This window comes from Natronomonas marina, from assembly GCF_024298905.1.
Lineage (GTDB): Archaea > Halobacteriota > Halobacteria > Halobacteriales > Haloarculaceae > Natronomonas > Natronomonas marina.
The window spans coordinates 972,977-993,577 of sequence record NZ_CP101154.1 but is presented as its reverse complement, the minus strand read 5'-3'; the positions used below and the strand labels follow the sequence as shown (position 1 = coordinate 993,577).

General features: G+C 66.7%; 31 protein-coding genes, 1 tRNA gene and 1 pseudogene. 28 read left to right on the top strand and 5 right to left on the bottom strand.

Going from position 1 to position 20,601, the window contains the following annotated elements:
- The first annotated feature begins 37 nt into the window (after positions 1–37).
- On the top strand, positions 38–310 hold the full coding sequence (locus tag NLF94_RS05380) for an alpha/beta fold hydrolase (protein WP_254840442.1): 273 nt from the start codon (positions 38–40) through the stop codon (positions 308–310).
- On the opposite strand, the gene NLF94_RS05375 is transcribed toward NLF94_RS05380, so the two are convergent.
- The 3 genes from NLF94_RS05375 to NLF94_RS05365 form a co-directional block, all read right to left on the bottom strand.
- Positions 307–1,911, bottom strand: a complete 1,605-nt coding sequence (locus tag NLF94_RS05375; protein WP_254840441.1) for a hypothetical protein — start codon at positions 1,909–1,911, stop codon at positions 307–309. The genes NLF94_RS05380 and NLF94_RS05375 overlap by 4 nt on opposite strands.
- A 42-nt stretch (positions 1,912–1,953) precedes the next feature.
- Positions 1,954–2,535 (bottom strand): DUF2150 family protein, encoded by a 582-nt coding sequence (locus NLF94_RS05370; RefSeq protein ID WP_254840440.1) that lies wholly within the window; start codon positions 2,533–2,535, stop codon positions 1,954–1,956.
- Between the two features lie 75 nt (positions 2,536–2,610).
- Positions 2,611–2,922 carry a thiamine-binding protein gene (locus tag NLF94_RS05365; protein ID WP_254840439.1) on the bottom strand — a complete coding sequence of 104 codons (312 nt, stop codon included), beginning with the start codon at positions 2,920–2,922 and terminating at the stop codon, positions 2,611–2,613.
- A gap of 191 nt (positions 2,923–3,113) precedes the next feature.
- Between NLF94_RS05365 and NLF94_RS05360 the strand changes: the two genes are divergently transcribed.
- Positions 3,114–4,382, top strand: coding sequence for an RNA-guided endonuclease InsQ/TnpB family protein (locus NLF94_RS05360; RefSeq protein WP_254840438.1), 1,269 nt, complete (start codon positions 3,114–3,116; stop codon positions 4,380–4,382).
- Between the two features lie 75 nt (positions 4,383–4,457).
- Complete coding sequence (locus tag NLF94_RS05355; RefSeq protein ID WP_254840437.1) at positions 4,458–5,381, top strand: alpha/beta fold hydrolase; 924 nt, start codon at positions 4,458–4,460, stop codon at positions 5,379–5,381.
- Position 5,382: 1 nt separating this feature from the next.
- Here NLF94_RS05355 and NLF94_RS20765 read toward each other — a convergent pair whose 3' ends face one another.
- Both NLF94_RS20765 and NLF94_RS05350 read right to left on the bottom strand, forming a co-directional pair.
- Positions 5,383–5,508 (bottom strand): hypothetical protein, encoded by a 126-nt coding sequence (locus tag NLF94_RS20765; RefSeq protein WP_256558706.1) that lies wholly within the window; start codon positions 5,506–5,508, stop codon positions 5,383–5,385.
- 281 nt (positions 5,509–5,789) lie between these two features.
- Positions 5,790–5,860, bottom strand: a tRNA-Gly gene (locus NLF94_RS05350).
- Between the two features lie 199 nt (positions 5,861–6,059).
- On the opposite strand from NLF94_RS05350, the gene NLF94_RS05345 reads away from it, so the two are divergent.
- From NLF94_RS05345 to secY, 25 genes and pseudogenes are all read left to right on the top strand, one after another.
- Positions 6,060–6,890, top strand: a complete 831-nt coding sequence (locus NLF94_RS05345; RefSeq protein ID WP_254840436.1) for an RNA methyltransferase — start codon at positions 6,060–6,062, stop codon at positions 6,888–6,890.
- A gap of 5 nt (positions 6,891–6,895) precedes the next feature.
- Positions 6,896–7,906 (top strand): 50S ribosomal protein L3, encoded by a 1,011-nt coding sequence (locus NLF94_RS05340; protein ID WP_254840435.1) that lies wholly within the window; start codon positions 6,896–6,898, stop codon positions 7,904–7,906.
- Between the two features lie 3 nt (positions 7,907–7,909).
- Entirely contained in the window at positions 7,910–8,656 is a 747-nt protein-coding gene (gene rpl4p / locus NLF94_RS05335) for a 50S ribosomal protein L4 (RefSeq protein ID WP_254840434.1), read from the top strand.
- A complete protein-coding gene (locus NLF94_RS05330) occupies positions 8,653–8,901 on the top strand; it encodes a 50S ribosomal protein L23 (protein WP_254840433.1) in 249 nt (82 codons plus the stop codon). The genes rpl4p and NLF94_RS05330 overlap by 4 nt, the downstream gene beginning before the upstream one ends.
- Before the next feature lie 2 nt (positions 8,902–8,903).
- On the top strand, positions 8,904–9,635 hold the full coding sequence (locus tag NLF94_RS05325; RefSeq protein WP_254840432.1) for a 50S ribosomal protein L2: 732 nt from the start codon (positions 8,904–8,906) through the stop codon (positions 9,633–9,635).
- A complete protein-coding gene (locus NLF94_RS05320) occupies positions 9,632–10,054 on the top strand; it encodes a 30S ribosomal protein S19 (RefSeq protein ID WP_254840431.1) in 423 nt (140 codons plus the stop codon). The genes NLF94_RS05325 and NLF94_RS05320 overlap by 4 nt, the downstream gene beginning before the upstream one ends.
- A 2-nt stretch (positions 10,055–10,056) precedes the next feature.
- Complete coding sequence (locus NLF94_RS05315) at positions 10,057–10,518, top strand: 50S ribosomal protein L22 (protein WP_254840430.1); 462 nt, start codon at positions 10,057–10,059, stop codon at positions 10,516–10,518.
- The gene (locus NLF94_RS05310) at positions 10,518–11,459 is read left to right on the top strand and encodes a 30S ribosomal protein S3 (RefSeq protein WP_254840429.1); all 942 of its coding nucleotides are present in this window, start codon (positions 10,518–10,520) and stop codon (positions 11,457–11,459) included. Before NLF94_RS05315 ends, NLF94_RS05310 begins: the two co-directional genes overlap by 1 nt.
- Positions 11,460–11,461: 2 nt before the next feature.
- Positions 11,462–11,671: a 50S ribosomal protein L29 gene (gene rpmC / locus NLF94_RS05305; RefSeq protein WP_254840428.1), complete on the top strand. Its 210-nt coding sequence runs from the start codon at positions 11,462–11,464 to the stop codon at positions 11,669–11,671.
- Positions 11,668–11,958, top strand: coding sequence for a ribonuclease P protein component 1 (locus tag NLF94_RS05300; protein ID WP_254840427.1), 291 nt, complete (start codon positions 11,668–11,670; stop codon positions 11,956–11,958). Before rpmC ends, NLF94_RS05300 begins: the two co-directional genes overlap by 4 nt.
- A pseudogene (locus NLF94_RS05295) lies at positions 11,949–12,275 on the top strand (30S ribosomal protein S17); the annotation flags it as partial. The gene NLF94_RS05300 and the pseudogene NLF94_RS05295, both read left to right, overlap by 10 nt.
- A 17-nt stretch (positions 12,276–12,292) precedes the next feature.
- Positions 12,293–12,691, top strand: a complete 399-nt coding sequence (locus NLF94_RS05290) for a 50S ribosomal protein L14 (protein ID WP_254840425.1) — start codon at positions 12,293–12,295, stop codon at positions 12,689–12,691.
- Between the two features lies 1 nt (position 12,692).
- Positions 12,693–13,049 (top strand): 50S ribosomal protein L24, encoded by a 357-nt coding sequence (rplX, locus tag NLF94_RS05285; RefSeq protein ID WP_254840424.1) that lies wholly within the window; start codon positions 12,693–12,695, stop codon positions 13,047–13,049.
- The gene (locus tag NLF94_RS05280; protein WP_254840423.1) at positions 13,046–13,828 is read left to right on the top strand and encodes a 30S ribosomal protein S4e; all 783 of its coding nucleotides are present in this window, start codon (positions 13,046–13,048) and stop codon (positions 13,826–13,828) included. Before rplX ends, NLF94_RS05280 begins: the two co-directional genes overlap by 4 nt.
- Positions 13,825–14,355 carry a 50S ribosomal protein L5 gene (locus NLF94_RS05275; protein ID WP_254840422.1) on the top strand — a complete coding sequence of 177 codons (531 nt, stop codon included), beginning with the start codon at positions 13,825–13,827 and terminating at the stop codon, positions 14,353–14,355. The genes NLF94_RS05280 and NLF94_RS05275 overlap by 4 nt, the downstream gene beginning before the upstream one ends.
- Positions 14,352–14,519, top strand: a complete 168-nt coding sequence (locus tag NLF94_RS05270) for a 30S ribosomal protein S14 (RefSeq protein ID WP_254840421.1) — start codon at positions 14,352–14,354, stop codon at positions 14,517–14,519. Before NLF94_RS05275 ends, NLF94_RS05270 begins: the two co-directional genes overlap by 4 nt.
- A gap of 2 nt (positions 14,520–14,521) precedes the next feature.
- A complete protein-coding gene (locus NLF94_RS05265; protein WP_254840420.1) occupies positions 14,522–14,914 on the top strand; it encodes a 30S ribosomal protein S8 in 393 nt (130 codons plus the stop codon).
- A gap of 2 nt (positions 14,915–14,916) precedes the next feature.
- A complete protein-coding gene (locus NLF94_RS05260; protein ID WP_254840419.1) occupies positions 14,917–15,450 on the top strand; it encodes a 50S ribosomal protein L6 in 534 nt (177 codons plus the stop codon).
- On the top strand, positions 15,450–16,439 hold the full coding sequence (locus tag NLF94_RS05255) for a 50S ribosomal protein L32e (protein ID WP_254840418.1): 990 nt from the start codon (positions 15,450–15,452) through the stop codon (positions 16,437–16,439). Before NLF94_RS05260 ends, NLF94_RS05255 begins: the two co-directional genes overlap by 1 nt.
- Complete coding sequence (locus NLF94_RS05250) at positions 16,436–16,885, top strand: 50S ribosomal protein L19e (RefSeq protein ID WP_254840417.1); 450 nt, start codon at positions 16,436–16,438, stop codon at positions 16,883–16,885. Before NLF94_RS05255 ends, NLF94_RS05250 begins: the two co-directional genes overlap by 4 nt.
- A complete protein-coding gene (locus NLF94_RS05245) occupies positions 16,885–17,442 on the top strand; it encodes a 50S ribosomal protein L18 (protein ID WP_254840416.1) in 558 nt (185 codons plus the stop codon). The genes NLF94_RS05250 and NLF94_RS05245 overlap by 1 nt, the downstream gene beginning before the upstream one ends.
- Positions 17,435–18,067 (top strand): 30S ribosomal protein S5, encoded by a 633-nt coding sequence (locus NLF94_RS05240; protein ID WP_254840415.1) that lies wholly within the window; start codon positions 17,435–17,437, stop codon positions 18,065–18,067. The genes NLF94_RS05245 and NLF94_RS05240 overlap by 8 nt, the downstream gene beginning before the upstream one ends.
- Positions 18,064–18,528: a 50S ribosomal protein L30 gene (locus NLF94_RS05235; RefSeq protein ID WP_254840414.1), complete on the top strand. Its 465-nt coding sequence runs from the start codon at positions 18,064–18,066 to the stop codon at positions 18,526–18,528. The genes NLF94_RS05240 and NLF94_RS05235 overlap by 4 nt, the downstream gene beginning before the upstream one ends.
- Positions 18,528–19,040, top strand: a complete 513-nt coding sequence (locus NLF94_RS05230) for an uL15m family ribosomal protein (protein WP_254840413.1) — start codon at positions 18,528–18,530, stop codon at positions 19,038–19,040. Before NLF94_RS05235 ends, NLF94_RS05230 begins: the two co-directional genes overlap by 1 nt.
- Complete coding sequence (gene secY / locus NLF94_RS05225; protein WP_254840412.1) at positions 19,041–20,555, top strand: preprotein translocase subunit SecY; 1,515 nt, start codon at positions 19,041–19,043, stop codon at positions 20,553–20,555. It begins immediately after the preceding gene.
- The last annotated feature ends 46 nt before the right edge of the window (positions 20,556–20,601 follow it).

Below are 20,601 nucleotides of genomic sequence, written 5' to 3'. Positions count from 1 at the left end.
CGGATCGGTCCGACCAGGGCTGGACGAGGTGGCCGACTTGCCCTTAGCCGTACGGCGGTTTACCGCCGGGCCACGGTGGGCCGGTGAAGGCCGACGACTGTGCGGCGCTGATGGACGCGAAGGGCACGTTCCCGCCCTCGTCGTCCACGGCGAGGAGGACGTCGCCCTGGAGCCCGAGCGCTCGGACTCGCTCGTCGCGGAACTGGACGCCCGCCGGGAGATGGTTTCCGACGCGGGCCACTCATCGAACCTCGAGAACCCCGAGCCGGTCAACGAGGCCATCCGGGCGTTCCTCGGGGACGTGTACTAGGGCCAGGTCGCCGTCGCTTCGTCGGTTCGACTACCCTCGCTGTCCTCGACGACGACGCGGCCCGTGTCACCGGTAGAGGAGCACCCTGTGTCGGGCTTGTTGTTCCCCGAAGACTTGCAGTCGAGGGAGATGGTATCGGTCGTCGTCGTCCGTTCGAAGTCACCGTCGTCGTCGAAGTCCCACTTGTACGTCTCGATGTCGCTCGCCGGGGATGACCCGCTCGCGTCGAACTCGTACTTGTCGCTCCCCCCCGGCTCCGAGATAGACAGGCTCGCCGACAGAGGTGTGCCGGGCGTCGGCCCCGGTGTCGGCGTCGGTCCCGGCGTGGATGTCGGCGCTGGGGGCGAGTTGCCCGCGTCGTCCTGCAGCGAGATGAAGTACTGGCCCACTTCGTCGTTGTCGTACTGCAGCGTGAGAACGAACCATTCGTGGTTCTTGTTGATCTGTCCGTCGAAATCCAGACGGACGTCGGTCGTGTCGTCTCCCGCGAAGGTTATGTCCGGATTGAGTTCCTGATACTGGCCCTTGACAGTGAGGGTAGCCGAATTCGGCTCTCCGACCTCGAAGATGTCGGCGCTCGATGGCGGACTACTACCCGGCTTTGCATGATAGAAGTTGATCCGCGCCTCGGTAGCCGACGTAACGGTATTGGCGAGGTTCTCGAACTCGAGGTCCACCGTCCCCTGTCCGTTATTCACCGAGGTAACTCCATTGAGTTTGACATCACCGGGGGCGTTCGGATTGATGTCGGGGTCGCCGCCACCGCCGTCGCCGTTACCGTCGCCGTCATCCTCGGGCGGGCTGAACGCCGGCGCGCCGTCGAGGCCGACGACGGCGCAGGTGACCTCGTAGTCGCCGCCGGTGAACGTCAGTTCGACCCGATCACCGCCATCGACATCGGTCGCAGTGACGTCGGACTGCGCTTCGAGTATCTCGGTGTTCCAGGTCTGTGCGTCGAACCGGCTCGGTATCGTTATCGTTGGGTCCTCCAGGGTCACCGTGTTGCGGTTCGAGCCGTTCACTTCGAGGTTGTAGGTGCCGATGCCGTTCTCGGAAACCTCGCCGGTCAGCAGGAAGAGGTTGATCCGTTTGCTCGACGAGAAGACCATCCGCTGGTCGTAGAGGGAACCGCTCTCGAACTCCCGCGAGAGGACGCGGGTCTCGTAGCCGAGGGCCTGCGGCGGCCGGTACTCGTTGTAGTTGGGGGTGTATTCGAGCGAGCGCGTGGTCGGCGTGTTGCCGTCGCCCCGGCAGACGTCACCGGCGCCGCCGGTGGCGGTGATGTCGACGTCACCGGCCTCGGTCGTCTCCAGTTTTCCCCTCGATGGCGGCGGGTTCAGCGCCAAAAGTCGCGTGGGATAGCGGGTACCGAGCTGGATGGCCGTCGAGCGGGATTCGCCGGAGCCGACCGCGTTGACGACGTTGCTCTGGAACTGCGAGAACTGTTCGCTGATGTCCTGGAAGTGGTCGGCCTCCACCTCGGCGTTCTGGTCCGGGACGACGAACGCCTGGTAGCCCGAAAACGAGAGGACCAGTATCGTAAAGACCAGCAACGACCCGATGACGACGGACTGTCCCCGTTCGTCGTCCCGGAAGTTCATATCACCCCAACGGTGCTGACTAATAAAAGCGTACCGTCCGACTTACTCGTCGTCCTCGTCGATGACCTCGGGGTCGGCCAGCGCCGTCCCCAGCGAGTCGAGGCCGTTGACCCACTCGGCGACCAGCCCGTAATCGATGTCCTCGGCGACGTCCATGTCGAGGTTCTCGCCCTCGAACAGCAGCGTGCCGGCCTTCGCACAGTAGGCCAAGGCGCTGTCGAGGTCCTCCTCGGCCTCGGCGTCGGCGGCCGCACGGACCAACTCCTCGATGGAGCCGTCCTCGGCGGGGCCCCCGGCGACGTACTCCTCGGCCGCGTAGAAGACACAGACCAGTGACGTCTGGACGCCGTCGATGAGCATCAGCTTCTCCTCGTCGTCGAACTCCACCTCTGACAGAACGATGTCACGGATCTTCGCCAGTTCCTCCAGGGCCGGCTCCTCGTCGAGTTCCCCCTCGTCGTACTCGGTGACGATCTTGGCGACCGCGATGGCGGTGTCGTCCTGCAGGTTCAAGAGTAGGCGGGCCGAATCCTCGTTCTCCGGATCGATGTCTTCCTCGCGGAGCCTGTCGAGCCAGTTGTTCCACCGTTCCTCGGTGTAGTACTCGCCGGGGGGCGTGCTCATGCTCGAAGGTATGGTGGGCCGGGGATATGCCTTTTCCTTGTTCCCGGACGCGAGGGCGACGCTGGACGGGCGCGTTCACCGCTCTCGCTTCGGTTCCCGGCCCAGCTCGTCGGCGACGGCGGCGACCTTCTCGTCGGCCTCGAACGCCCGGGTCCGCTTGTCGTCCACCTTCAGGAACGTGCTCACGCGGTCGGCGTCGACGGCCTCGTGGGCGGCCTGGGCCGCGGCGAACAGTTCCCCGACCGACTCCGCCTCGATGATCGTCCCCATCGGGTTCGTCTCGTAGCTGACGTCGAACTCGTCGAGCGCGTCGACGGCCTTCGCCACCTCGCCCGCCATGCTGTCCTCGATTACCGGTGCGACGCTGAGGAGTGCTACCACCGTCATGACCCGACGTTCGGCCGGGCGACGGATAAGGGTCGCTGCCCCGCCGCGATTACAGAATTTCAAGGCGAAAGCCCACGGCTTCAGCCGTGGGATGAAGCCGACACGATGGGAGACAACCCACGCTCGCACGCTCGGCTGGATATTCCACGCTGACACCAACCTTTATGTAAGTAAAGATACTATGCTTACATATGGTGAATCGGGTCGTCACTCGGACACTCAAAGCGAGTATCCACAACCACTCGCAAGTCAGTGATGACCTCGATTCGCATGGCTTTGCCGCCAGTAAACTGTGGAACGTCGGCCGGTGGACAATCCAGCGCGTCTGGGACGCTATCGGCCACATTCCAGACACCGACGACCTCTGTTCGTACCTCAAAACACACGAACGGTATGCAGACTTGCACAGCCAATCTAGTCAGCGAGTTCTTCAGGAACTCGGTGAGGCGTTCGTCTCGTGGTACGAACAGGACGACCCGGACGCGAACCCGCCCGGCTACCGCAAACACGGCGACGACCACCCACGCTCGACGGTGACGTGGAAAAATCAGGGCTTCAAACTCGACACCCAGTACAACCGTGTCCGGCTCTCGAAAGGAACGAACCACAAAAAGTCGCGGTACGCCGCTGACTACATCCTCTGTGAATACACGCTCCAGACAGCCGAGCAGACACTCGACGCTGTTGAAAACGTCCAGACGGTGCGGGCTGTCTGGACTGGCGAGCAGTGGGACCTCCACTTCGTCTGCAAGATGCGAGTTGAGACAGCCGATGCTACCGGTGAGAACACGGCAGGAGTTGACCTCGGTATCTGCAATACGGCAGCTGTCTCTGTCGGTGACGAGACACTGCTGTATCCGGGTAACGCCCTGAAAGAGGACGCCCACTACTTCCGCCACGAAGAATACGGCACGGAAGGTGAAAACGGGCCGAGCAACCACGCAGCGTGGGCGCGGCGGAAGAAAGCACGCCGACAAAACCACTTCCTGCACGCCCTCTCCAAAGACATCGTGCAGCAGTGTGCCGACCGTGGCGTAGAGACAATCGCTGTCGGCCATCCGAAGAACATCCGTGACGATGAAGACTGGGGGCGGCACGGGAACAAACGCCTGCACGACTGGGCGTTCGAGACGCTCCTCAGTCACATTGAGTACAAGGCGGAAGAACGTGGCATCGACGTGGAGCGTGTTGACGAAGCAGGGGTGAAAACGTCGAAAACGTGCTGTGAGTGCGGCACTGAAGCCACCTCGAATCGTGTTGAGCGTGGGTTGTACGTCTGCGAGAACTGCGAACTGGTCGCCAATAGCGATTTGAACGCGGCGGAGAACATGCGAGCGACGGTAACTCCGAATCCTTCACAGGATAGGAGTAACGGCTGTTTGGCTCAGCCAGCAGTGCGCTTGTTCGACAAATCCACGGGCAGAGTACGCCCACAAGAACAAGTCGCCTGCAAAGCTTAATATCCCAATGCGGGAATCCCACGGCTTCAGCCGTGGGAGGAAGTCAATTTAAACCAGGGACGTGACTCCCCGGGTATGACCGCCGACTCCGAGGAGTCCGGCAGCGAGGACCGCCTCACCGTCGAGGCCAACGGCATCGAGTTCGAGTGTCTCCGCGCGGGCGACGGCGACCGACTGGCGCTGTGTCTGCACGGCTTCCCCGACGACGCCGGCTCGATGGCCCCGATACTGGAGCGGCTGGCCGACGCCGGCTTCACCGCCGTCGCGCCGTACATGCGCGGCTACGCGCCGACCGACCCGGCTCCCGACGGCGACTACTCCGCGACGGCGCTCGGTGCCGACGCCGTCGCGCTCGCCGAGACGCTGCCCGAGAAACTCGACGTTTCCGGCGACCCCGTTCTGGTGGGCCACGACTGGGGCGCCGTCGCCGCCTATGCTGCCGACCGGGCCGACCCCGGGGTCTTCGAGCGGATGGTCACCATGGCCGTCCCGCCGGGCTTCGAGGCCCTCCTTCTGGAGCATCCCCGCCAGGCGCTCCGGAGCTGGTACATGTGGTTCTTCCAGTTACCCGACACCCCCGAGCGCGCGCTGCGGTGGCGGGACTTCGCGCTCGTGGAGTTCCTCTGGGGGATGTGGAGCCCCGGCTGGAACTACCCACCGGAACGAATCGAGGCGGTCAAGGACACCTTCCGATCCGGCGACACCGCCGACCACGCCCTCCAGTACTACCGCGACACGATTCGCCCGCAGATCGAGGCTCTCGTCGGCTCGTTCCTCCGTCTCGACCCACACTCGATCGACGACGTGGCGCCGGTTCGGACGCCGACGCTCGTCGTCGCCGGCGAGCGGGACGGCTGTATCGGTCCCGAACTGTTCGAGCACGCCGACGAAGTGATCGAGGACTGCCGCGTCGTCCGCGTCCGCGAGGCCGGCCACTTCATGCACCAGGAACGCCCCGACGTGGTGGGCGAAGAGATCGTCGAGTACCTGACGGAGTGACCTACGACCCGAAGTACCGCGCGAGTACGCCCGCGAGAATCACCGAACCACCCGTGACGAACGTCCCGGGGATCGGCAGTACGAACAGTCCGACACCGACCGCGATGGCGAGCGTGGAGGCACGCATGTTATCGGAGGTGAGCGGAGCGAGACGCGACCGAAGGAAGCGTCTCGGAACGTCGAACGGTGACCGGAGGTAGCCGTGAGACAGCGAACGAGAGGTCGGGCGACGCACGACCGCAGGGAGTGCGTCGGCCGGGATTTGAACCGGAGGAAGACGGTCGCCTCCCTTCGGTCGGCGCTGCGTCTTCCAGGGTTCAAATCCGGGTTACGATTTCGTGGCTCCCGTTGGAGCGAACAGCGCCTCGCTGACGCTCGGCGCTGTTCGCGGGTAGGTCGCCACAGAAATGCGTCGGCCGGGATTTGAACCCGGGTTGTGACCATGGCAAGGTCACGTGATACCACTACACTACCGACGCGCCTTCGCACTCCGAGGTACCGGGGAGACGGATAAAAGGCTTGCGGAACCGCCGCCGGGACGGGGTTCGGTCCGTGGGAACGGCTCCCGTCGCGGACGCCTGTCAACGGGCCGCACGACCGCCGCATACCGCGTTGCTTTTAAGGTTGGGTTCGGTACGACCGGTACAGTCTAGTGAAGGGACACGGAAGCGTTACGGCATGACACTCAGCGTACTCGTGCCGTCGTCTCTGACCCGGGAAGCCGAGGACAAGCGCGAGGCGACTCGCAAACTCGGTTACGTCGCACGCGCGGCGGTCGTCTTCCGGGCGGACCGACTCGTCGTCTTCCCCGACCGGGGAAGCGAGGGTCGGTTCGGCGACGGGTTCGTCGGCACGGTGCTCGAGTACGCCGCCACGCCCCCATACCTCCGAAAGGAGGCGTGGGGCAGGCGGGACGAACTGGAGTACGCCGGTGTCTTGCCGCCGCTCCACGTCGCTTCGCAGACCGGCTCCGGATCGGACGGTTCGGGGTCGTTAAGACAGGGAATCGTGACCGAGGTCGGACCTGACGGGCGCGTCCGGGTCAATTGCGGACTGCAACACCCGATCTCCCTCCCCTCCGACGGGGAGTACGCGGAGGGAGAGCGCGTCACCATCAGGGTCTCTTCGCGACGGCCGGTTCGCGCGAAAATCGTCGACGAGCCCCCACCGGGGTTCGCCGTCGAGCGTGCGACCATCACCGAGGCACTCACCCGAGCGGACGCCGGCGTGCGGATCGCCGCGTCCCGCCACGGTGAGGCGCTGTCGGTCGATCGGCTCGGCCCGCTGACCGAACGGCGGGCCGAGCAGGGCATGACGGTTGTCTTCGGCGCCCCCGAGCGGGGGCTGCCGGAGATACTCGACTGCCAGCCGGGCGAGGAGACGCCGAACGACGACGAACCGCCAGCGCGGTTCGACCTTTGGCTCAATACGGTTCCGAACCAGGGTAGCGAGGTCGTGCGAACGGAGGAGGCGATGTTCGCCACCCTCGCGCCCCTCACACTGGAGTGAGATAAATGCCACAACCAAGCAGACCACGCAAAGGCTCGATGGGCTTCAGCCCCCGTAGCCGTGCGGCCAGCGAGGTACCGCGATTCAACTCCTGGCCGGACGACGAGGGACAGCCCGGGCTCCAGGGCTTCGCCGGATACAAGGCCGGTATGAGCCACGTCGTCGCTATCAACGACGAGCCCAACTCCCCCCGAGAGGGCCAGGAGGAGACCGTCCCGGTGACCGTCGTCGAGACGCCGCCGATGCGGGCTGTCGCCGTCCGAGCCTACGAAGACACGCCGTACGGAAAGCGCCCCCTCACGGAGTCGTGGGCCGCCGACGTCCACGAGGACTTAGAGCGGGCGCTGTCCGTCCCAGACGTACAGAACGACGACGCGGAAGGCCAGATTCGCGAGGCGCTCGAGGCGGGCGCCCTCGCGGACGTGCGGGTCATCACCCACACCGTCCCGCGCGGGCTTTCCAGCGTCCCGAAGAAGCGTCCCGACGTGATGGAGACGCGCGTCGGCGGCGGCTCGCTCGCAGAGCGCGTCGACTTCGCAGTCGACCTCCTCGAGGAGGGCGGGGAACACTCCGTGACGGACGTGTTCCGCGCCGGCGAGTACGCCGACGTCGCGGGCGTCACGAAGGGCAAGGGCACGCAGGGTCCCGTCAAGCGATGGGGCGTCCAGAAGCGGAAGGGCAAACACGCCCGACAGGGCTGGCGCCGACGCATCGGCAACCTCGGCCCCTGGAACCCCTCGCGCGTGCGGTCGACCGTCCCCCAGCAGGGACAGACGGGATACCACCAGCGCACGGAGCTGAACAAGCGCCTCGTGGACCTCGGCGACGACGACGTCACCCCCGACGGTGGCTTCGTCAACTACGGCGAGGTCGACGGGGACTACGCCTTGGTGAAGGGCTCGGTGCCGGGACCGGACAAGCGCCTCGTGCGCTTCCGCCCGGCGGTCCGACCCGCAGACCAGCCGCGCCTCGACCCCGAGGTGCGGTACGTCTCCACGGCCTCGAATCAGGGATAACACATGAAAGCAACAGTACGCGACCTGGACGGCGACGACGCGGGCGAGGTCGAGCTACCGGACGTCTTCGAGACGACCCACCGGCCCGACCTCGTCAAGCGCGCGGTGCTCGCCGCCCAGGCCAACCGAACGCAGGACGCCGGTACAGACGAGTACGCGGGGCTTCGGACCCCGGCGGAGTCCCAGGGCAGCGGCCGTGGGATGGCGCACGTCCCCCGACAGAACGGGCGTGCCCGCGAGGTACCGCAGGCCGTCTCCGGCCGTGCGGCCCACCCGCCGAAGGTCGAGGAGGACCGCGGACTCGAGATCAACGACAAGGAGCGGAAGCTCGCCGTTCGCAGCGCCATCGCGGCGACGGCGGACGGCGACACTGTCGCGGAGCGCGGCCACGCCTTCGACGACGATGTCGAGTTCCCGCTGGTCGTCGACGACGAGTTCGAGGAACTGAAGAAGACCCAGGAAGCGGTCGACGTCCTCGAATCGCTGGGCGTCCACGCGGACGTCGAGCGCGCCGAGGCGGGCAAGTCGGTCCGGTCCGGCCGCGGGACGACCCGCGGACGGAAGTACGACGAGCCGACGTCGGTGCTGGTCGTCACGAGCGAGGAGCCCTCGCTCGCGGCGCGGAACCTCGCGGGCGCCGACGTGGCGACCGCGGCGGAGGTCAACGCCGAGGACCTGGCGCCGGGCACCCAGCCCGGCCGACTCACGGTGTGGACCGAGTCCGCAATCGAGGAGGTGGCCGATCGATGACGCTGAAGCATCCCCTCGTCACCGAGAAGGCGATGAACGAGATGGACTTCGAGAACAAGTTGCAGTTCGTCTGTGACAGCGGCGCGACGAAGCCCGAGATCGCCGACGCGATCGAGACGCAGTTCGACGTCGTCGTCGCCTCGGTCAACACGCAGAACACGATGAACGGCGACAAGAAGGCGACCGTCCTCCTCTCGGAGGACGACGACGCCCAGGAAGTCGCATCCAGGATCGGGGTGTTCTGAGAATGGGACGCAGAATCCTCGGTCAACGACGCGGACGCGGCACCTCGACGTTCCGGGCGCCGTCGCACCGCTACAAGGCGGAGCTATCGCACCGCAACGTCGAGGACGAGGACGTCGTCAGCGGCGAGATCGTCGACATCGAGCACGACCCCGCTCGCTCGGCGCCGCTGGCGGACGTCCAGTTCGACGACGGCGACCGGCGACTCGTGCTCGCCCCCGAGGGCGTGACGGTCGGCGACGAGATTCAGGTCGGCGTCTCCGCGGAGATCGCGCCGGGGAACACGATGCCCCTGGCGGAGATCCCGGAGGGCGTCCCGGTGTGTAACGTCGAGCGCCAGCCCGGCGACGGTGGGAAGTTCGCGCGCGCCTCCGGCGTGTCCGCGACGCTTCTCACCCACGACCGCAACGCCGCGGTCGTGCAGTTGCCGAGCGGCGAGATGCGCCGGCTCTCGCCGGAGTGTCGCGCCACCATCGGCGTCGTCGCCGGCGGCGGACGGACGGAGAAGCCGTTCGTCAAGGCCGGCAACAAGCATCACAAGATGAAGGCGCGGGGCTCGAAGTACCCGCGCGTTCGCGGGGTTGCGATGAACGCCGTCGACCACCCGTTCGGTGGCGGCGGCCGCCAGCACCCCGGCAAACCCAAGAGTATCTCCCGCGACGCGCCGCCGGGCCGCAAGGTGGGCGACATCGCCTCCAAGCGGACCGGGCGCGGCGGGAAAGGAGGTCAGGAATGAGTTCGGAGTACCAGATCGGTCACGAGGGCGAGTTCACCTACCGTGGCCACACGCTCGACGAGCTGCAGGAGATGGCGCTCGACGAGGTCGCGGAACTGCTTCCCGCACGACAGCGGCGAACCATCAAGCGGGGCCTCTCGACGGAGCAGGAGAAGCTCCTCGAGGCGGCTCGCGAGGCGGACGAAGAGGAGACGGCCAACGACCCGATCCGGACGCACCTGCGGGACATGCCGATCCTGCCGGCGTTCGTCGGGCTCACGTTCGCGGTCCACGAGGGCCAGGGCTTCGAGCGCGTCGAGGTCGAACCCGAGATGATCGGGCACTACCTCGGCGAGTTCCAGCTCACCCGGACGTCCGTCGAGCACGGCCAGGCAGGCATCGGGGCCACCCGCTCCTCGAAGTTCGTACCGCTCAAGTGACCATGGGAATCAGCTACAGCGTCGACGCCGACCCGGACGAGACCGCCAAGGCGATGCTCCGGGAGCGTCACATGAGCCACAAGCACAGCAAGGAGATCGCCCGCGAACTGAAGGGCATGACGGCCGGCGAGGCCGTCGACTACCTCGAGTCGGTCATCGACGAGGAGCAGTCGGTCCCGTTCCGCTCGCACAACTCCGGCGTCGGGCACCGCAACGACATCGAGGGCTGGGACGCGGGTCGCTACCCCGAGAAGGCCTCGAAGGCCTTCCTCGACCTGCTGGAGAACGGCGTCAACAACGCCGACCACCAGGGGTTCGAGGGCGAGGCGATGGAGATCGCCCACGTCGCCGCCCACAAGGTCGGCGAGTCGCCCGGTCAGAAGCCGCGCGCCTTCGGCCGCGCCTCCGACTGGAACACCCCGCAGGTCGACGTCGAACTCGTCCTGAAGGAGGTCGACGAATAATGGCCGACGAACACCAGTTCATCCACGACGGTCTCCAGCGGACCCAGATAGACGAGTTCTTCAGCGACGAACTCTCGCGGGCCGGCTACGGCGGCATGGAGGTCGCAAAGACCCCGATGGGCACCCAGATCGTGCTCAAGGCCGAAAAGCCCGGGATGGTCATCGGCAAGGGCGGCAAGAACATCCGGAAGATCACCACGGAACTCGAGGAGCGGTTCGACCTCGACGACCCGCAGATCGACGTCCAGGAGGTCGACGAGCCCGATCTGAACGCCCAGATCGTCGCCGACCGCCTGGCCAACGCCCTGGAGCGTGGCTGGTACTTCCGGAAGGCCGGTCACACGACCATCGACCGCATCATGGACGCCGGCGCGCTGGGCGCCGAGATCGTCCTCAGCGGCAAGGTGACGGGTGCCCGCTCGCGCGTGGAGAAGTTCAACCGCGGCTACGTCAAGCACAACGGCGAGCCCGCCGAGGAAATCGTCGACAGCGGCGTCGGCACCGCGGTCATGAAGCTCGGCACCATCGGCGTCCGCGTGAAGATCATCCCGCCGAACGCCGAACTCCCGGACGACTTCGAGGTCTACGAGGACGTCGAGGTCGAGGACTTCGTCGAGGAACCCGAGGGCGACGTCGAGGAGCTCCTCGAAGAGCCCGAGGAGGCCGACGCCGAATCGGTCGGCGCCGACCCCGAGGAGGTCATCGACGAGGAGACCGAGGCGGCCGAGGAGGTCGCCGAAGAGGAGATCGTCGACGAAAACGTCGACGCCGAGGAAGGCGCGTCGCCGACCTCGCCGCCGGACTCCGCCGACGAAGCGGAGCCCGAGGACCTCGACGAGGACGTCGAGGCCGAAGCCGAGGAGCTCGTCGAGGAGATGGAAGCCGAAACCGACGAAGCGGAAGCCGAAGAAGCGGACGAAGACGATGAGGAGGCCGAGTAACGATGGCCATCCTGCACGTCGAGGAGATCCGCGACATGACGCCCGCCGAGCGCGAGGCGGAGCTGGAACAGCTCGAGACCGAGCTCCTCAACGAGAAGGCGGTACTCGCAGCCGGTGGCGCCCCGGAGAACCCGGGCCGCATCGGCGAGCTGAAGCGGACCATCGCCCGGCTGAAGACGATTCAGCGCGAGGAGGGCGATCTGGAAGCATGACCCCCGAGTCGCTCGTCCGCCACGAACTCGCCGGCCTCGACGTCGAGGTCGAAGAATCGTCGAACGACGACCTGGTCGGGATAGCCGGCCGTGTCGTCGACGAGACGATGCAGACGCTGCTCGTGGCGACGAGCGAGGGGGTCAAACAGGTGCCGAAGGCGGCGGCGACGTTCCGCTTTACCGTCACCGACGACGGGTCGACCGTCGACGTGCTGGTCGACGGCGAGCGACTCGTCGCTCGGCCCGCCCGACGCACCGAATCGGATGGAGGTTCACTATGGCAATAGGACTCGACGTACCAACGCCTCCGGAGCCCGAAAACCCGGAGGAGTACGACTACGAGACGTGTCCCTTCTACGGCGAGCTGTCCGTCCGCGGACAGGTCGTCGAGGGGACGGTCGTCTCGACCGACATGGACCGTACGGTCGTCGTCGAGCGAGAGTACGAGGTGAAAGTGCCCAAGTACGACCGCTACATGAAGCGGCGGTCGCGGATTCCGGCCCACGTACCGGAGGTACTGGAACCGCTCTCGGTCGGCGACGACGTGAAGATAGCAGAGACACGGCCGCTCTCGAAGACGAAGAACCACGTAGTGGTGAGCGTCGACGGAGGTGAGGAGTGATGGAGGCGCTGAACGCCGATGTCACGCAGGGCCTCGAGAAGGGCTCGCTCATCCACTGTGCCGACAACACGGGCGCCCGCGAACTGAAGGTCATCTCCATCTCGGGGTACTCCGGCACCAAGAACCGCCACCCGAAGGCGGGGCTGGGTGACAAGGTGACCGTCTCGGTCACCAAGGGGACCCCGGAGATGCGCCGGCAGGTGTTGGAGGCGGTCATCATCCGCCAGCGAAAACCCATCCGTCGACCCGACGGCACGCGCCTGAAGTTCGAGGACAACGCGGCCGTCATCATCGACGAGAACGAGGACCCCCGCGGCACCGAACTCAAGGGCCCCATCGCCCGCGAGGTCGCGGAGCGGTTCGGTACCATCGCCAGCACGGCGACGATGATAGTATAGCATGACCCGACAACCACACAAACAGCGCAACCGACAGGAGCGCGCCACGCTGCACGAGAAGCAGAAGCAGGTTCGGGCGCCGCTGTCCGGCGAACTCCGCGAGGAGTACGGCCAGCGGAGCGTCCGCGTCAACGAGGGCGACACCGTCGAGGTCCAGCGCGGCGACTTCGCCGGCGAGTCCGGCGAGGTCGTCGACGTCGACCTCCGGGCCGCCGAAATCAACGTCGAGGACGTCACCATCGAGACGGCCGACGGCGAGGAGGTCCCGCGGGCCCTCGACGCCAGCAACGTCCAGGTGACGGAACTGGACCTCGAGGACGACCGCCGCGAGGCGCGCCTCCAGGAGGACGACGAATGAGTAACCACCAGAAGCGACTCTCGGTCCCGAAGTCCTGGCCGGTCGAGCGGAAGGAAGAGACCTACACGACGAAGGCGGACGCGGGTCCGCACGGCGAGAGCGGCGTGCCGCTGCTCATCGTCCTGCGGGACGTGCTCGGCTACGTCGACTCGAAGAAGGAAGCGCGCTTCGCGCTCGGCCAGGACAGCGTCCTGGTCAACGGGACGCCGGTCTCGGACGAGGCCCGGCCGATCGGGATGTTCGACATCCTGACGTTCCGCGAGCGCGAGGAGCACTACCGCGTGTTCCCCGACGAGGGCGGTCGGCTCTCGCTGACCCCCATCGACGCGGACTCGGCGGGCTCGAAACTCGGCAAGATCGAGGGCAAGCGCCAGGTACCCGGCGGCGACACCCAGTTGACGCTGCACGACGGGCAGACGCTGCTCGTCGAGGACGGCGAGTACGCCACGAACGACTCCATCGTCGTCTCCAACGACGGCGACGAGGTCGTCGCGCACTTCACCTACGAGGAGGGTGCGCTGGTGACGGCAGTGCAGGGCGCCCACGCCGGCCGCATCGGCACCGTCGACGAGATTCAGGTCACGCCCGGTTCCTCGGACAACAACGTCCTCATCGAGGACTTCGAGGGCGACGACGACTTCGAGACCGTCGAGGAGTACGTCGTCGTCATCGACGAGAACTTCGTCGAGGGCGCCGACGCCGGGGACGAGTCCGAAGCGGCCGACGAGGCGGAGTCCGAAGCGGCCGACGAGGCCGACGACGGAGGTGACGACGAATGAGCTCCGAATCGGAGGCCGGCGAGTTCCACGAGATGCGGGAACCGGCCGTCGAGAAGGTCGTCGTCCACATGGGCATCGGGCGCGGCGGCGAGCCGCTGGCCCAGGCCGAGGAGATCCTCGGCGAGATTACGGAGCAAAAGCCCGTGCGGACGACCGCCGAACGGACCATCCAGGACTTCAACGTCCGGGAGGGCGACCCCATCGGCGCGAAGGTGACCCTCCGCGGTGCCGACGCGGAGTCGTTCCTCGAGACCGCGCTGCCGCTTGCCGACGTCTCGGCGTCGCAGTTCGACGAGACCGGTAACTTCAGCTTCGGCGTCGAGGAGCACACCGAGTTCCCGGGCCAGGAGTACGACCCCGAGATCGGCATCTACGGGCTGGACGTGACGGTGAACCTCGTCCGGCCCGGTTACCGTGTCAAAAAGCGGGACAAGGTGTCCCGTTCGATTCCGTCGCGGCACCGACTGAACGCCGAGGACGCCATCGCGTTCCTCGAATCGAACTTCGACGTGGAGGTATCCGAATGACAGAACAGGAAACAGGCGAGCAGGCCGCGAAGCGAACCGGCCAGCTCGAGGCGTGTCAGCGCTGCGGGCGCGAGCAGGGTCTCGTCGGCAAGTACGACATCTGGCTGTGCCGACAGTGCTTCCGCGAGGTCGCCCGCGGCATGGGATTCAAGAAGTACAGCTAACAATGGCGGACAACGATCCACTGGCCAGCGCGCTGTCGGGACTCGACAACGCCGAGAGCGTCGGCCACCTAGACCAGACGATAGAGCCCGCCTCGAACGAGATCGGTTCCGTGCTCGAGGTCTTCTACGACCGCGGGTACATCGACGGCTTCCAGTTCGTCGAGGACGGCAAGGCCGGTCGATTCGAGGTCGAACTGAAAGGCGCGATCAACGAGTGTGGCGCGGTCAAGCCCCGCTACTCGGCGGGCGCAGACGAGTTCGAGAAGTGGGAGAAGCGGTTCCTCCCCGCCCGCGACTACGGGACGCTCGTCGTCACGACCAGCCACGGCATCATGAGCCACTACGACGCCCGCAGAGAGGGCGTCGGTGGCCAGGTGATCGCATACGTATACTGACCATGCGCGAAGAAATCGACATACCGGACGAGGTCACGGCGACGATGGACCACCTCGAGTTGACCGTCGAGGGCGAGGAGGGGAACGTCACGCGACGCCTCTGGTACCCCGAGATAACGGTCGAAATCGAGGACGGGTCGGTCGTCATCGAGACCGACGCCGACGACGCAAAGACCCGCGCGACGGTCGGCACCTTCCGCAGCCACATCACCAACATGATCCACGGCGTGACCGAGGGCTGGGAGTACGAGATGGAGGTCTTCTATTCCCACTTCCCGATGCAGGTCGCCGTGGAGGGCGAGGAGGTCGTCATCGAGAACTTCCTCGGCGAGAAGGCGCCGCGCCGCACCCCGGTTCGCGGCGACACCACCGTCGAGGTGGACGGCGAGGAGCTGACCATCCGCGGACCGAGCATCGAGGACGTCGGCCAGACGGCGGCCGACATCGAACAGCTGACGCGCGTGCCCGACAAGGACACCCGCGTCTTCCAGGACGGCGTCTACATCACGGCGACGCCCGAGCGAGGTGAGGTCTGATGAGCGACGAGTACGACGACCTGACGGACATAAGCGGTATCGGCGAGGCGAAGGCCGAGTCGCTCCGGGAGGCCGGCTACGAGTCGGTCGACGACCTCCGGGCTGCGAGCCAGGATGACCTGGCGGCCGTCGAGGGCATCAGCGACGCCCTGGCGGCCCGCATCAAGGGCGACATCGGCGACCTCGAGGTCGACGACGACTCCGAGACCGACGCCGAGGTCGACGAGGACGAGCCGGAAGCCGAATCGGAGGCCGACGAGGCCGACGAGACGGCCGACGCCGACGACGCCGACGAGGGTCCCTCCGAACTGGAGGACATCGCCGGCGTCGGCGCCTCGAAGGCCGAGGCGCTCCGAGAGGCCGGCTACGACTCCGTGGACGCGGTCCGCGGCGCCAGCCAGTCGGAACTCGCCGAGGTCGAGGGCATCGGAAACGCCCTGGCGGCCCGCATCAAGGCCGACGTCGGCGACCTGGAGGTCGCCGAGGAGACCGACGCCGAGGTCGAAGAGGACGAGCCGGAACCCGAGGCCGAAGAGGAGGACGTCGAGACCGAACTGCAGCCCCGCGGACTCGTCGAGAAGACGCCCGATCTGAGCGACGAGGAGGAGCGACTCCTCACGCAGCGTCGCCGCGTCGGCAAGCCGCAGTTCAACCGACAGGACTACCACAAGAAGAAGCGGACGCCGAAATCGTGGCGCCGCCCCCGCGGCCAGCTGTCCAAGCAGCGCCGCGGCATCAAGGGGAAGGGCGACACGGTCGAGGCGGGCTTCCGGACGCCGAAGGCGGTGCGCGGCAAGCACCCCAGCGGCTTCGAGGAAGTCCACGTCGAGAACGTCGACGACCTCGACGGCGTCGACGGGGACACGGAAGCCGTCCGAATCGGCTCGACCGTCGGCGCTCGCAAGCGCGAGCGCATCGAGGAGGTCGCCGAAGAGGAAGGCATCCGCGTCCTCAACCCCACCTACGTCGAAGTGGAGGTCGAAGAATGACTGACCTGAAAGCACAGAAGCGACTGGCGGCCGACGTGCTCGGCGTCGGGGAGAACCGCGTCTGGTTCGACCCCGACTCCCAGGGTGAAATCGCCGACGCCATCACCCGCGACGACGTGCGAGAACTCGTCGAGGAGGGCGTCATCGAGGCGGAGGACACCCAGGGCAACTCCCGGGGTCGGGCCCGCGAGCGCAACGAGAAGCGCTCCTACGGCCACCGGAAGGGACACGGCTCCCGGAAGGGCAAGGCCGGCGCACGGCAAAACGAGAAGGAGGACTGGCAGAGCCGCATCCGCGCACAGCGTCGCGAACTCCGCGACCTGCGCGACGACGGCGAAATCAGCCGCTCGCAGTACCGGGAGCTGTACGACATGGCCAGCGGTGGCGAGTTCGACAGCGTCGGGGACCTAGAGCGGTACATCGACGACAACTACGGTGAACAATAATGGCGACAGGACCACGATACAAGGTGCCGATGCGGCGTCGCCGCGAGGCCCGAACGGACTACCACCAGAGGTTGCGCCTGCTGAAATCCGGCAAGCCACGCCTGGTCGCTCGCAAGAGCAACAACCACACCAGGGCGCAGCTGATAGTCACGAGCCCGCAGGGCGACGAGACGGTCACGAGCGCGGTGTCCGGCGACCTGGCGGAGTTCGGCTGGGAGGCGCCGACGGGCAACCTGCCCGCGGCGTACCTGACCGGCTACCTCGCCGGCAAGCGCGCACTCGAGGCCGGTCTCGAGGAGGCCGTCCTCGACATCGGTCTCAACACGGCGACGCCCGGCAACAAGGTGTTCGCAGTACAGGAAGGTGCAATCGACGCGGGGCTGGAGATTCCGCACAACGAGTCGGTGTTCGCCGACTGGCAGCGGACCCGCGGCTCCCACATCGCGGAGTACGCCGAGGACCTCGAGGAGGACCTCTACGGCGGCGAGTTCGACGCGGCGGAGCTTCCGGCCCACTTCGACGAGGTGCGAGAGCGCCTGGAGGACAACTATGAGTAACGGATGGGAGCCGCGAACGCGGCTCGGACGGAAGGTCGCAGAGGACGAGATCACCTCGATGCGGGACGCCCTGCAGTCGGGGCTGCCGCTGAAGGAGCCCGAAATCGTCGACCAGCTCCTGCCGGGGCTGGAGGACGAGGTGCTGGACATCAACATGGTCCAGCGGATGACCGACTCCGGCCGCCGGGTGAAGTTCCGGTGTGTCGTCGTCGTCGGCAACCGCGACGGCTTCGTCGGCTACGCGCAGGGCCGCGACGACCAGGTCGGTGGCGCCATCCAGAAGGCCATCGACATCGCGAAGCTGAACATCATCGACGTCTCCCGCGGCTGTGGGTCCTGGGAGTGCGGCTGCGGCCGCCCCCACACCGTCGCGCTGCGGACGACCGGCAAGGCCGGCAGCGTCGAGGTCGAACTCCAGCCCGCCCCGCGTGGACTGGGGCTGGCGGGCGGAGAGACCGTCCGTCACGTCCTCGAACTGGCCGGCATCGAGGACATCTGGACCCGCTCGTCGGGCAACACGCGGACGACGGTCAACTTCGCCAAGGCGACGTTCAACGCCCTGACGGCGACCGCCGAGTCGCGCGTCCCCGAGCGCACCCTCGAGAAGCGCGAGGTGGTAGAATGATCGCGGTCGTCCAGGTCCGCGGCGAGGTCAACCAGAGCGAGGCCGTCGCCGACACCTTGGAGATGCTGAACCTCGGCCGGGTCAACCACGCGACCTTCGTGCCGGAGACCGACGCCTACCGCGGCATGGTGACGAAGGTCAACGACTGGGTGGCCCACGGCGAGCCCTCCGAGGACGTCGTGGCGCTGCTCCTCGAGCGTCGCGCCGAGCCCGCCGAGGGCGCGGCCGACGTCGACGACGCGTGGGTCGAAGAGAACACCGACTACGCGGACGTGCCGGCGCTGGCGTCGGCACTGGTCGACGAGGAGACGACCCTCTCCGAGCAGGGGCTGTCGCCGACGCTGCGGCTGCACCCGCCACGGGGCGGCCACGACGGCATCAAACACCCCACCACCGAGAAGGGCCAGCTCGGCAAGCACACGTCCGAGGGGATCGACGAGCTGCTGGAGGTGATGCGATAATGACGAACAAGAAACGGCGACAGCGCGGCTCCCGAACGCACGGCGGCGGCTCCCACAAGAACCGCCGCGGCGCCGGCCACCGGGGCGGGCGTGGGCGAGCGGGCCGCGACAAACACGAGTTCCACAACTACGAACCGCTCGGCAAGTCCGGCTTCGACCGGCCCCAGAAGGTCAAGCGGGACGTCGAGACGATCAACGTCCGCGAACTCGACGAGGACGCGGTCGTCTTGGCCGCTGAGGGCGTCGCCGAGGAGTCCGGCGACGGCTACCGGGTCGACGCCCGCGACGTCGTCGAGGACGGCCACGAGGTCGACCTCGTGAAGGTGCTCGGCGGCGGCCACGTCCACAACGAACTCGAGGTGGTCGCCGACGCCTTCTCCGACGACGCCGCCGAGACGCTCGCGGAGGCGGGCGGCGAGGCCGTCCTCTCGGAGCGCGGCGAGGAGCTGGCCGCCGAGGCCGAGGAAGAAGCCGACAAAGATACAACGGACGAGGCCAACGAGGAAGCGTAAATGAGCTGGAAGGAGGCCGCCGAACCGGTACTCACGCGCCTGCCCGCGGTGAAGCGCCCGACGGGTCACGTCCCGTTCAAGCGCAAGCTGGGCTGGACGGCGGGCGTGCTCGTACTGTATTTCTTCCTGACGAACGTCCCGATATACGGGCTCCCGGAGGCCGGTGGGTCGGACATCTTCGGGCAGTTCCGCTCCATCCTGGGCGGCGCCCAGGGGTCGCTGCTGCAGGTCGGGATCGGTCCAATCGTCACGGCGTCCATCGTGCTGCAACTGCTCGGCGGTGCGGACCTCCTCGGACTCGACACCGAGGAGAACCCCCGCGATCAGGCGCTGTACCAGGGCCTCCAGAAGACGCTCGTCATCATCATGACGGCGCTGACGGCGGCCCCGATGGTGTTCGCCGGCTTCCTCACGCCGTCCCCGCGAATCGCGGGCCAGATCGGCATCAGTACGACCGCCCTGGCGTGGCTGATGTTCCTCCAGATCTTCATCGGCGGAATGTTGATCCTCTACATGGACGAGATCATTTCCAAGTGGGGGGTCGGCTCCGGTATCGGGCTGTTCATCATCGCCGGCGTGAGCCAGCGCCTCATCGGCGGGTTCCTCTCGTGGAGCGGCGTCGGGACCTACATCGGCTTCTTCCCGCAGTGGTACCGAATCCTCACGGGGAGCGTCGAGATGGCCTCGCCGCTGACGATAGCGGGGCTGTCGGACCTGTTCCTCGGTCCCGGCCGGCTGCTCGGCCTCGTGACGACGCTCTTCATCTTCGTCGTGGTCGTCTACGCGGAGTCGGTCCGCATCGAGATTCCGCTCAGCCACGCACGGGTGAAGGGCGCCCGGGGCCGGTTCCCGGTGAAACTCATCTACGCGAGCGTCCTGCCGATGATCCTCGTCCGGGCGCTGCAGGCCAACGTCCAGTTCCTCGGCCGCATCCTCTACTCGCAGTCACCCGAGGGTGCGAGTGCCATCGTTCTGTTCGGCGAGCGGTTGCCGTGGCTCGGTCAGTACACGACCCCCGGTGGCGGTGGCGGGTTCGCCACCCCGACCGGCGGGCTGTTCTACTACGTCGCGCCGATCTACTCCCCGGAGGACTGGATGTGGTGGCTCGGCCAGACGGCTGCCGAACCGTGGCAGATCATGATCCGGGTCGGCATCGACCTGACGTTCATGATCGTCGGCGGCGCCATCTTCGCCGTCTTCTGGGTCGAGACGACCGGCATGGGACCGAACGCGACCGCAAAGCAGATCCAGAACTCCGGGATGCAGATTCCCGGCTTCCGGCAGTCACCCGGCGTCACCGAGAAGGTCCTAGAGCGGTACATCCCGCAGGTAACCGTCATCGGCGGCGCGCTGGTCGGCCTGCTGGCCGTCATGGCGAACATGCTCGGCACCGTCGGGCAGGTCACCGGCACCGGTCTGCTTTTGACCGTCTCCATCACCTACAAGCTCTACGAGGAGATCGCCGAAGAGCAGCTGATGGAGATGCACCCGATGATGCGCCAGATGTTCGGCTAAAAGGCCAAATAATTACGCTGTTAGAAGCGACATCGTTTGAGGCTCC

What these genes read in the sequence shown, in the direction of transcription:
- NLF94_RS05375 (WP_254840441.1), bottom strand. Translation starts at nt 1,911, where the DNA reads ATGAACTTCCGGGACGACGAACGGGGACAGTCCGTCGTCATCGGGTCG.
- NLF94_RS05370 (WP_254840440.1), bottom strand. Translation starts at nt 2,535, where the DNA reads ATGAGCACGCCCCCCGGCGAGTACTACACCGAGGAACGGTGGAACAAC.
- NLF94_RS05365 (WP_254840439.1), bottom strand. Translation starts at nt 2,922, where the DNA reads ATGACGGTGGTAGCACTCCTCAGCGTCGCACCGGTAATCGAGGACAGC.
- NLF94_RS05360 (WP_254840438.1), top strand. Translation starts at nt 3,114, where the DNA reads ATGGTGAATCGGGTCGTCACTCGGACACTCAAAGCGAGTATCCACAAC.
- NLF94_RS05355 (WP_254840437.1), top strand. Translation starts at nt 4,458, where the DNA reads ATGACCGCCGACTCCGAGGAGTCCGGCAGCGAGGACCGCCTCACCGTC.
- NLF94_RS20765 (WP_256558706.1), bottom strand. Translation starts at nt 5,508, where the DNA reads ATGCGTGCCTCCACGCTCGCCATCGCGGTCGGTGTCGGACTGTTCGTA.
- NLF94_RS05345 (WP_254840436.1), top strand. Translation starts at nt 6,060, where the DNA reads ATGACACTCAGCGTACTCGTGCCGTCGTCTCTGACCCGGGAAGCCGAG.
- NLF94_RS05340 (WP_254840435.1), top strand. Translation starts at nt 6,896, where the DNA reads ATGCCACAACCAAGCAGACCACGCAAAGGCTCGATGGGCTTCAGCCCC.
- rpl4p (WP_254840434.1), top strand. Translation starts at nt 7,910, where the DNA reads ATGAAAGCAACAGTACGCGACCTGGACGGCGACGACGCGGGCGAGGTC.
- NLF94_RS05330 (WP_254840433.1), top strand. Translation starts at nt 8,653, where the DNA reads ATGACGCTGAAGCATCCCCTCGTCACCGAGAAGGCGATGAACGAGATG.
- NLF94_RS05325 (WP_254840432.1), top strand. Translation starts at nt 8,904, where the DNA reads ATGGGACGCAGAATCCTCGGTCAACGACGCGGACGCGGCACCTCGACG.
- NLF94_RS05320 (WP_254840431.1), top strand. Translation starts at nt 9,632, where the DNA reads ATGAGTTCGGAGTACCAGATCGGTCACGAGGGCGAGTTCACCTACCGT.
- NLF94_RS05315 (WP_254840430.1), top strand. Translation starts at nt 10,057, where the DNA reads ATGGGAATCAGCTACAGCGTCGACGCCGACCCGGACGAGACCGCCAAG.
- NLF94_RS05310 (WP_254840429.1), top strand. Translation starts at nt 10,518, where the DNA reads ATGGCCGACGAACACCAGTTCATCCACGACGGTCTCCAGCGGACCCAG.
- rpmC (WP_254840428.1), top strand. Translation starts at nt 11,462, where the DNA reads ATGGCCATCCTGCACGTCGAGGAGATCCGCGACATGACGCCCGCCGAG.
- NLF94_RS05300 (WP_254840427.1), top strand. Translation starts at nt 11,668, where the DNA reads ATGACCCCCGAGTCGCTCGTCCGCCACGAACTCGCCGGCCTCGACGTC.
- NLF94_RS05290 (WP_254840425.1), top strand. Translation starts at nt 12,293, where the DNA reads ATGGAGGCGCTGAACGCCGATGTCACGCAGGGCCTCGAGAAGGGCTCG.
- rplX (WP_254840424.1), top strand. Translation starts at nt 12,693, where the DNA reads ATGACCCGACAACCACACAAACAGCGCAACCGACAGGAGCGCGCCACG.
- NLF94_RS05280 (WP_254840423.1), top strand. Translation starts at nt 13,046, where the DNA reads ATGAGTAACCACCAGAAGCGACTCTCGGTCCCGAAGTCCTGGCCGGTC.
- NLF94_RS05275 (WP_254840422.1), top strand. Translation starts at nt 13,825, where the DNA reads ATGAGCTCCGAATCGGAGGCCGGCGAGTTCCACGAGATGCGGGAACCG.
- NLF94_RS05270 (WP_254840421.1), top strand. Translation starts at nt 14,352, where the DNA reads ATGACAGAACAGGAAACAGGCGAGCAGGCCGCGAAGCGAACCGGCCAG.
- NLF94_RS05265 (WP_254840420.1), top strand. Translation starts at nt 14,522, where the DNA reads ATGGCGGACAACGATCCACTGGCCAGCGCGCTGTCGGGACTCGACAAC.
- NLF94_RS05260 (WP_254840419.1), top strand. Translation starts at nt 14,917, where the DNA reads ATGCGCGAAGAAATCGACATACCGGACGAGGTCACGGCGACGATGGAC.
- NLF94_RS05255 (WP_254840418.1), top strand. Translation starts at nt 15,450, where the DNA reads ATGAGCGACGAGTACGACGACCTGACGGACATAAGCGGTATCGGCGAG.
- NLF94_RS05250 (WP_254840417.1), top strand. Translation starts at nt 16,436, where the DNA reads ATGACTGACCTGAAAGCACAGAAGCGACTGGCGGCCGACGTGCTCGGC.
- NLF94_RS05245 (WP_254840416.1), top strand. Translation starts at nt 16,885, where the DNA reads ATGGCGACAGGACCACGATACAAGGTGCCGATGCGGCGTCGCCGCGAG.
- NLF94_RS05240 (WP_254840415.1), top strand. Translation starts at nt 17,435, where the DNA reads ATGAGTAACGGATGGGAGCCGCGAACGCGGCTCGGACGGAAGGTCGCA.
- NLF94_RS05235 (WP_254840414.1), top strand. Translation starts at nt 18,064, where the DNA reads ATGATCGCGGTCGTCCAGGTCCGCGGCGAGGTCAACCAGAGCGAGGCC.
- NLF94_RS05230 (WP_254840413.1), top strand. Translation starts at nt 18,528, where the DNA reads ATGACGAACAAGAAACGGCGACAGCGCGGCTCCCGAACGCACGGCGGC.
- secY (WP_254840412.1), top strand. Translation starts at nt 19,041, where the DNA reads ATGAGCTGGAAGGAGGCCGCCGAACCGGTACTCACGCGCCTGCCCGCG.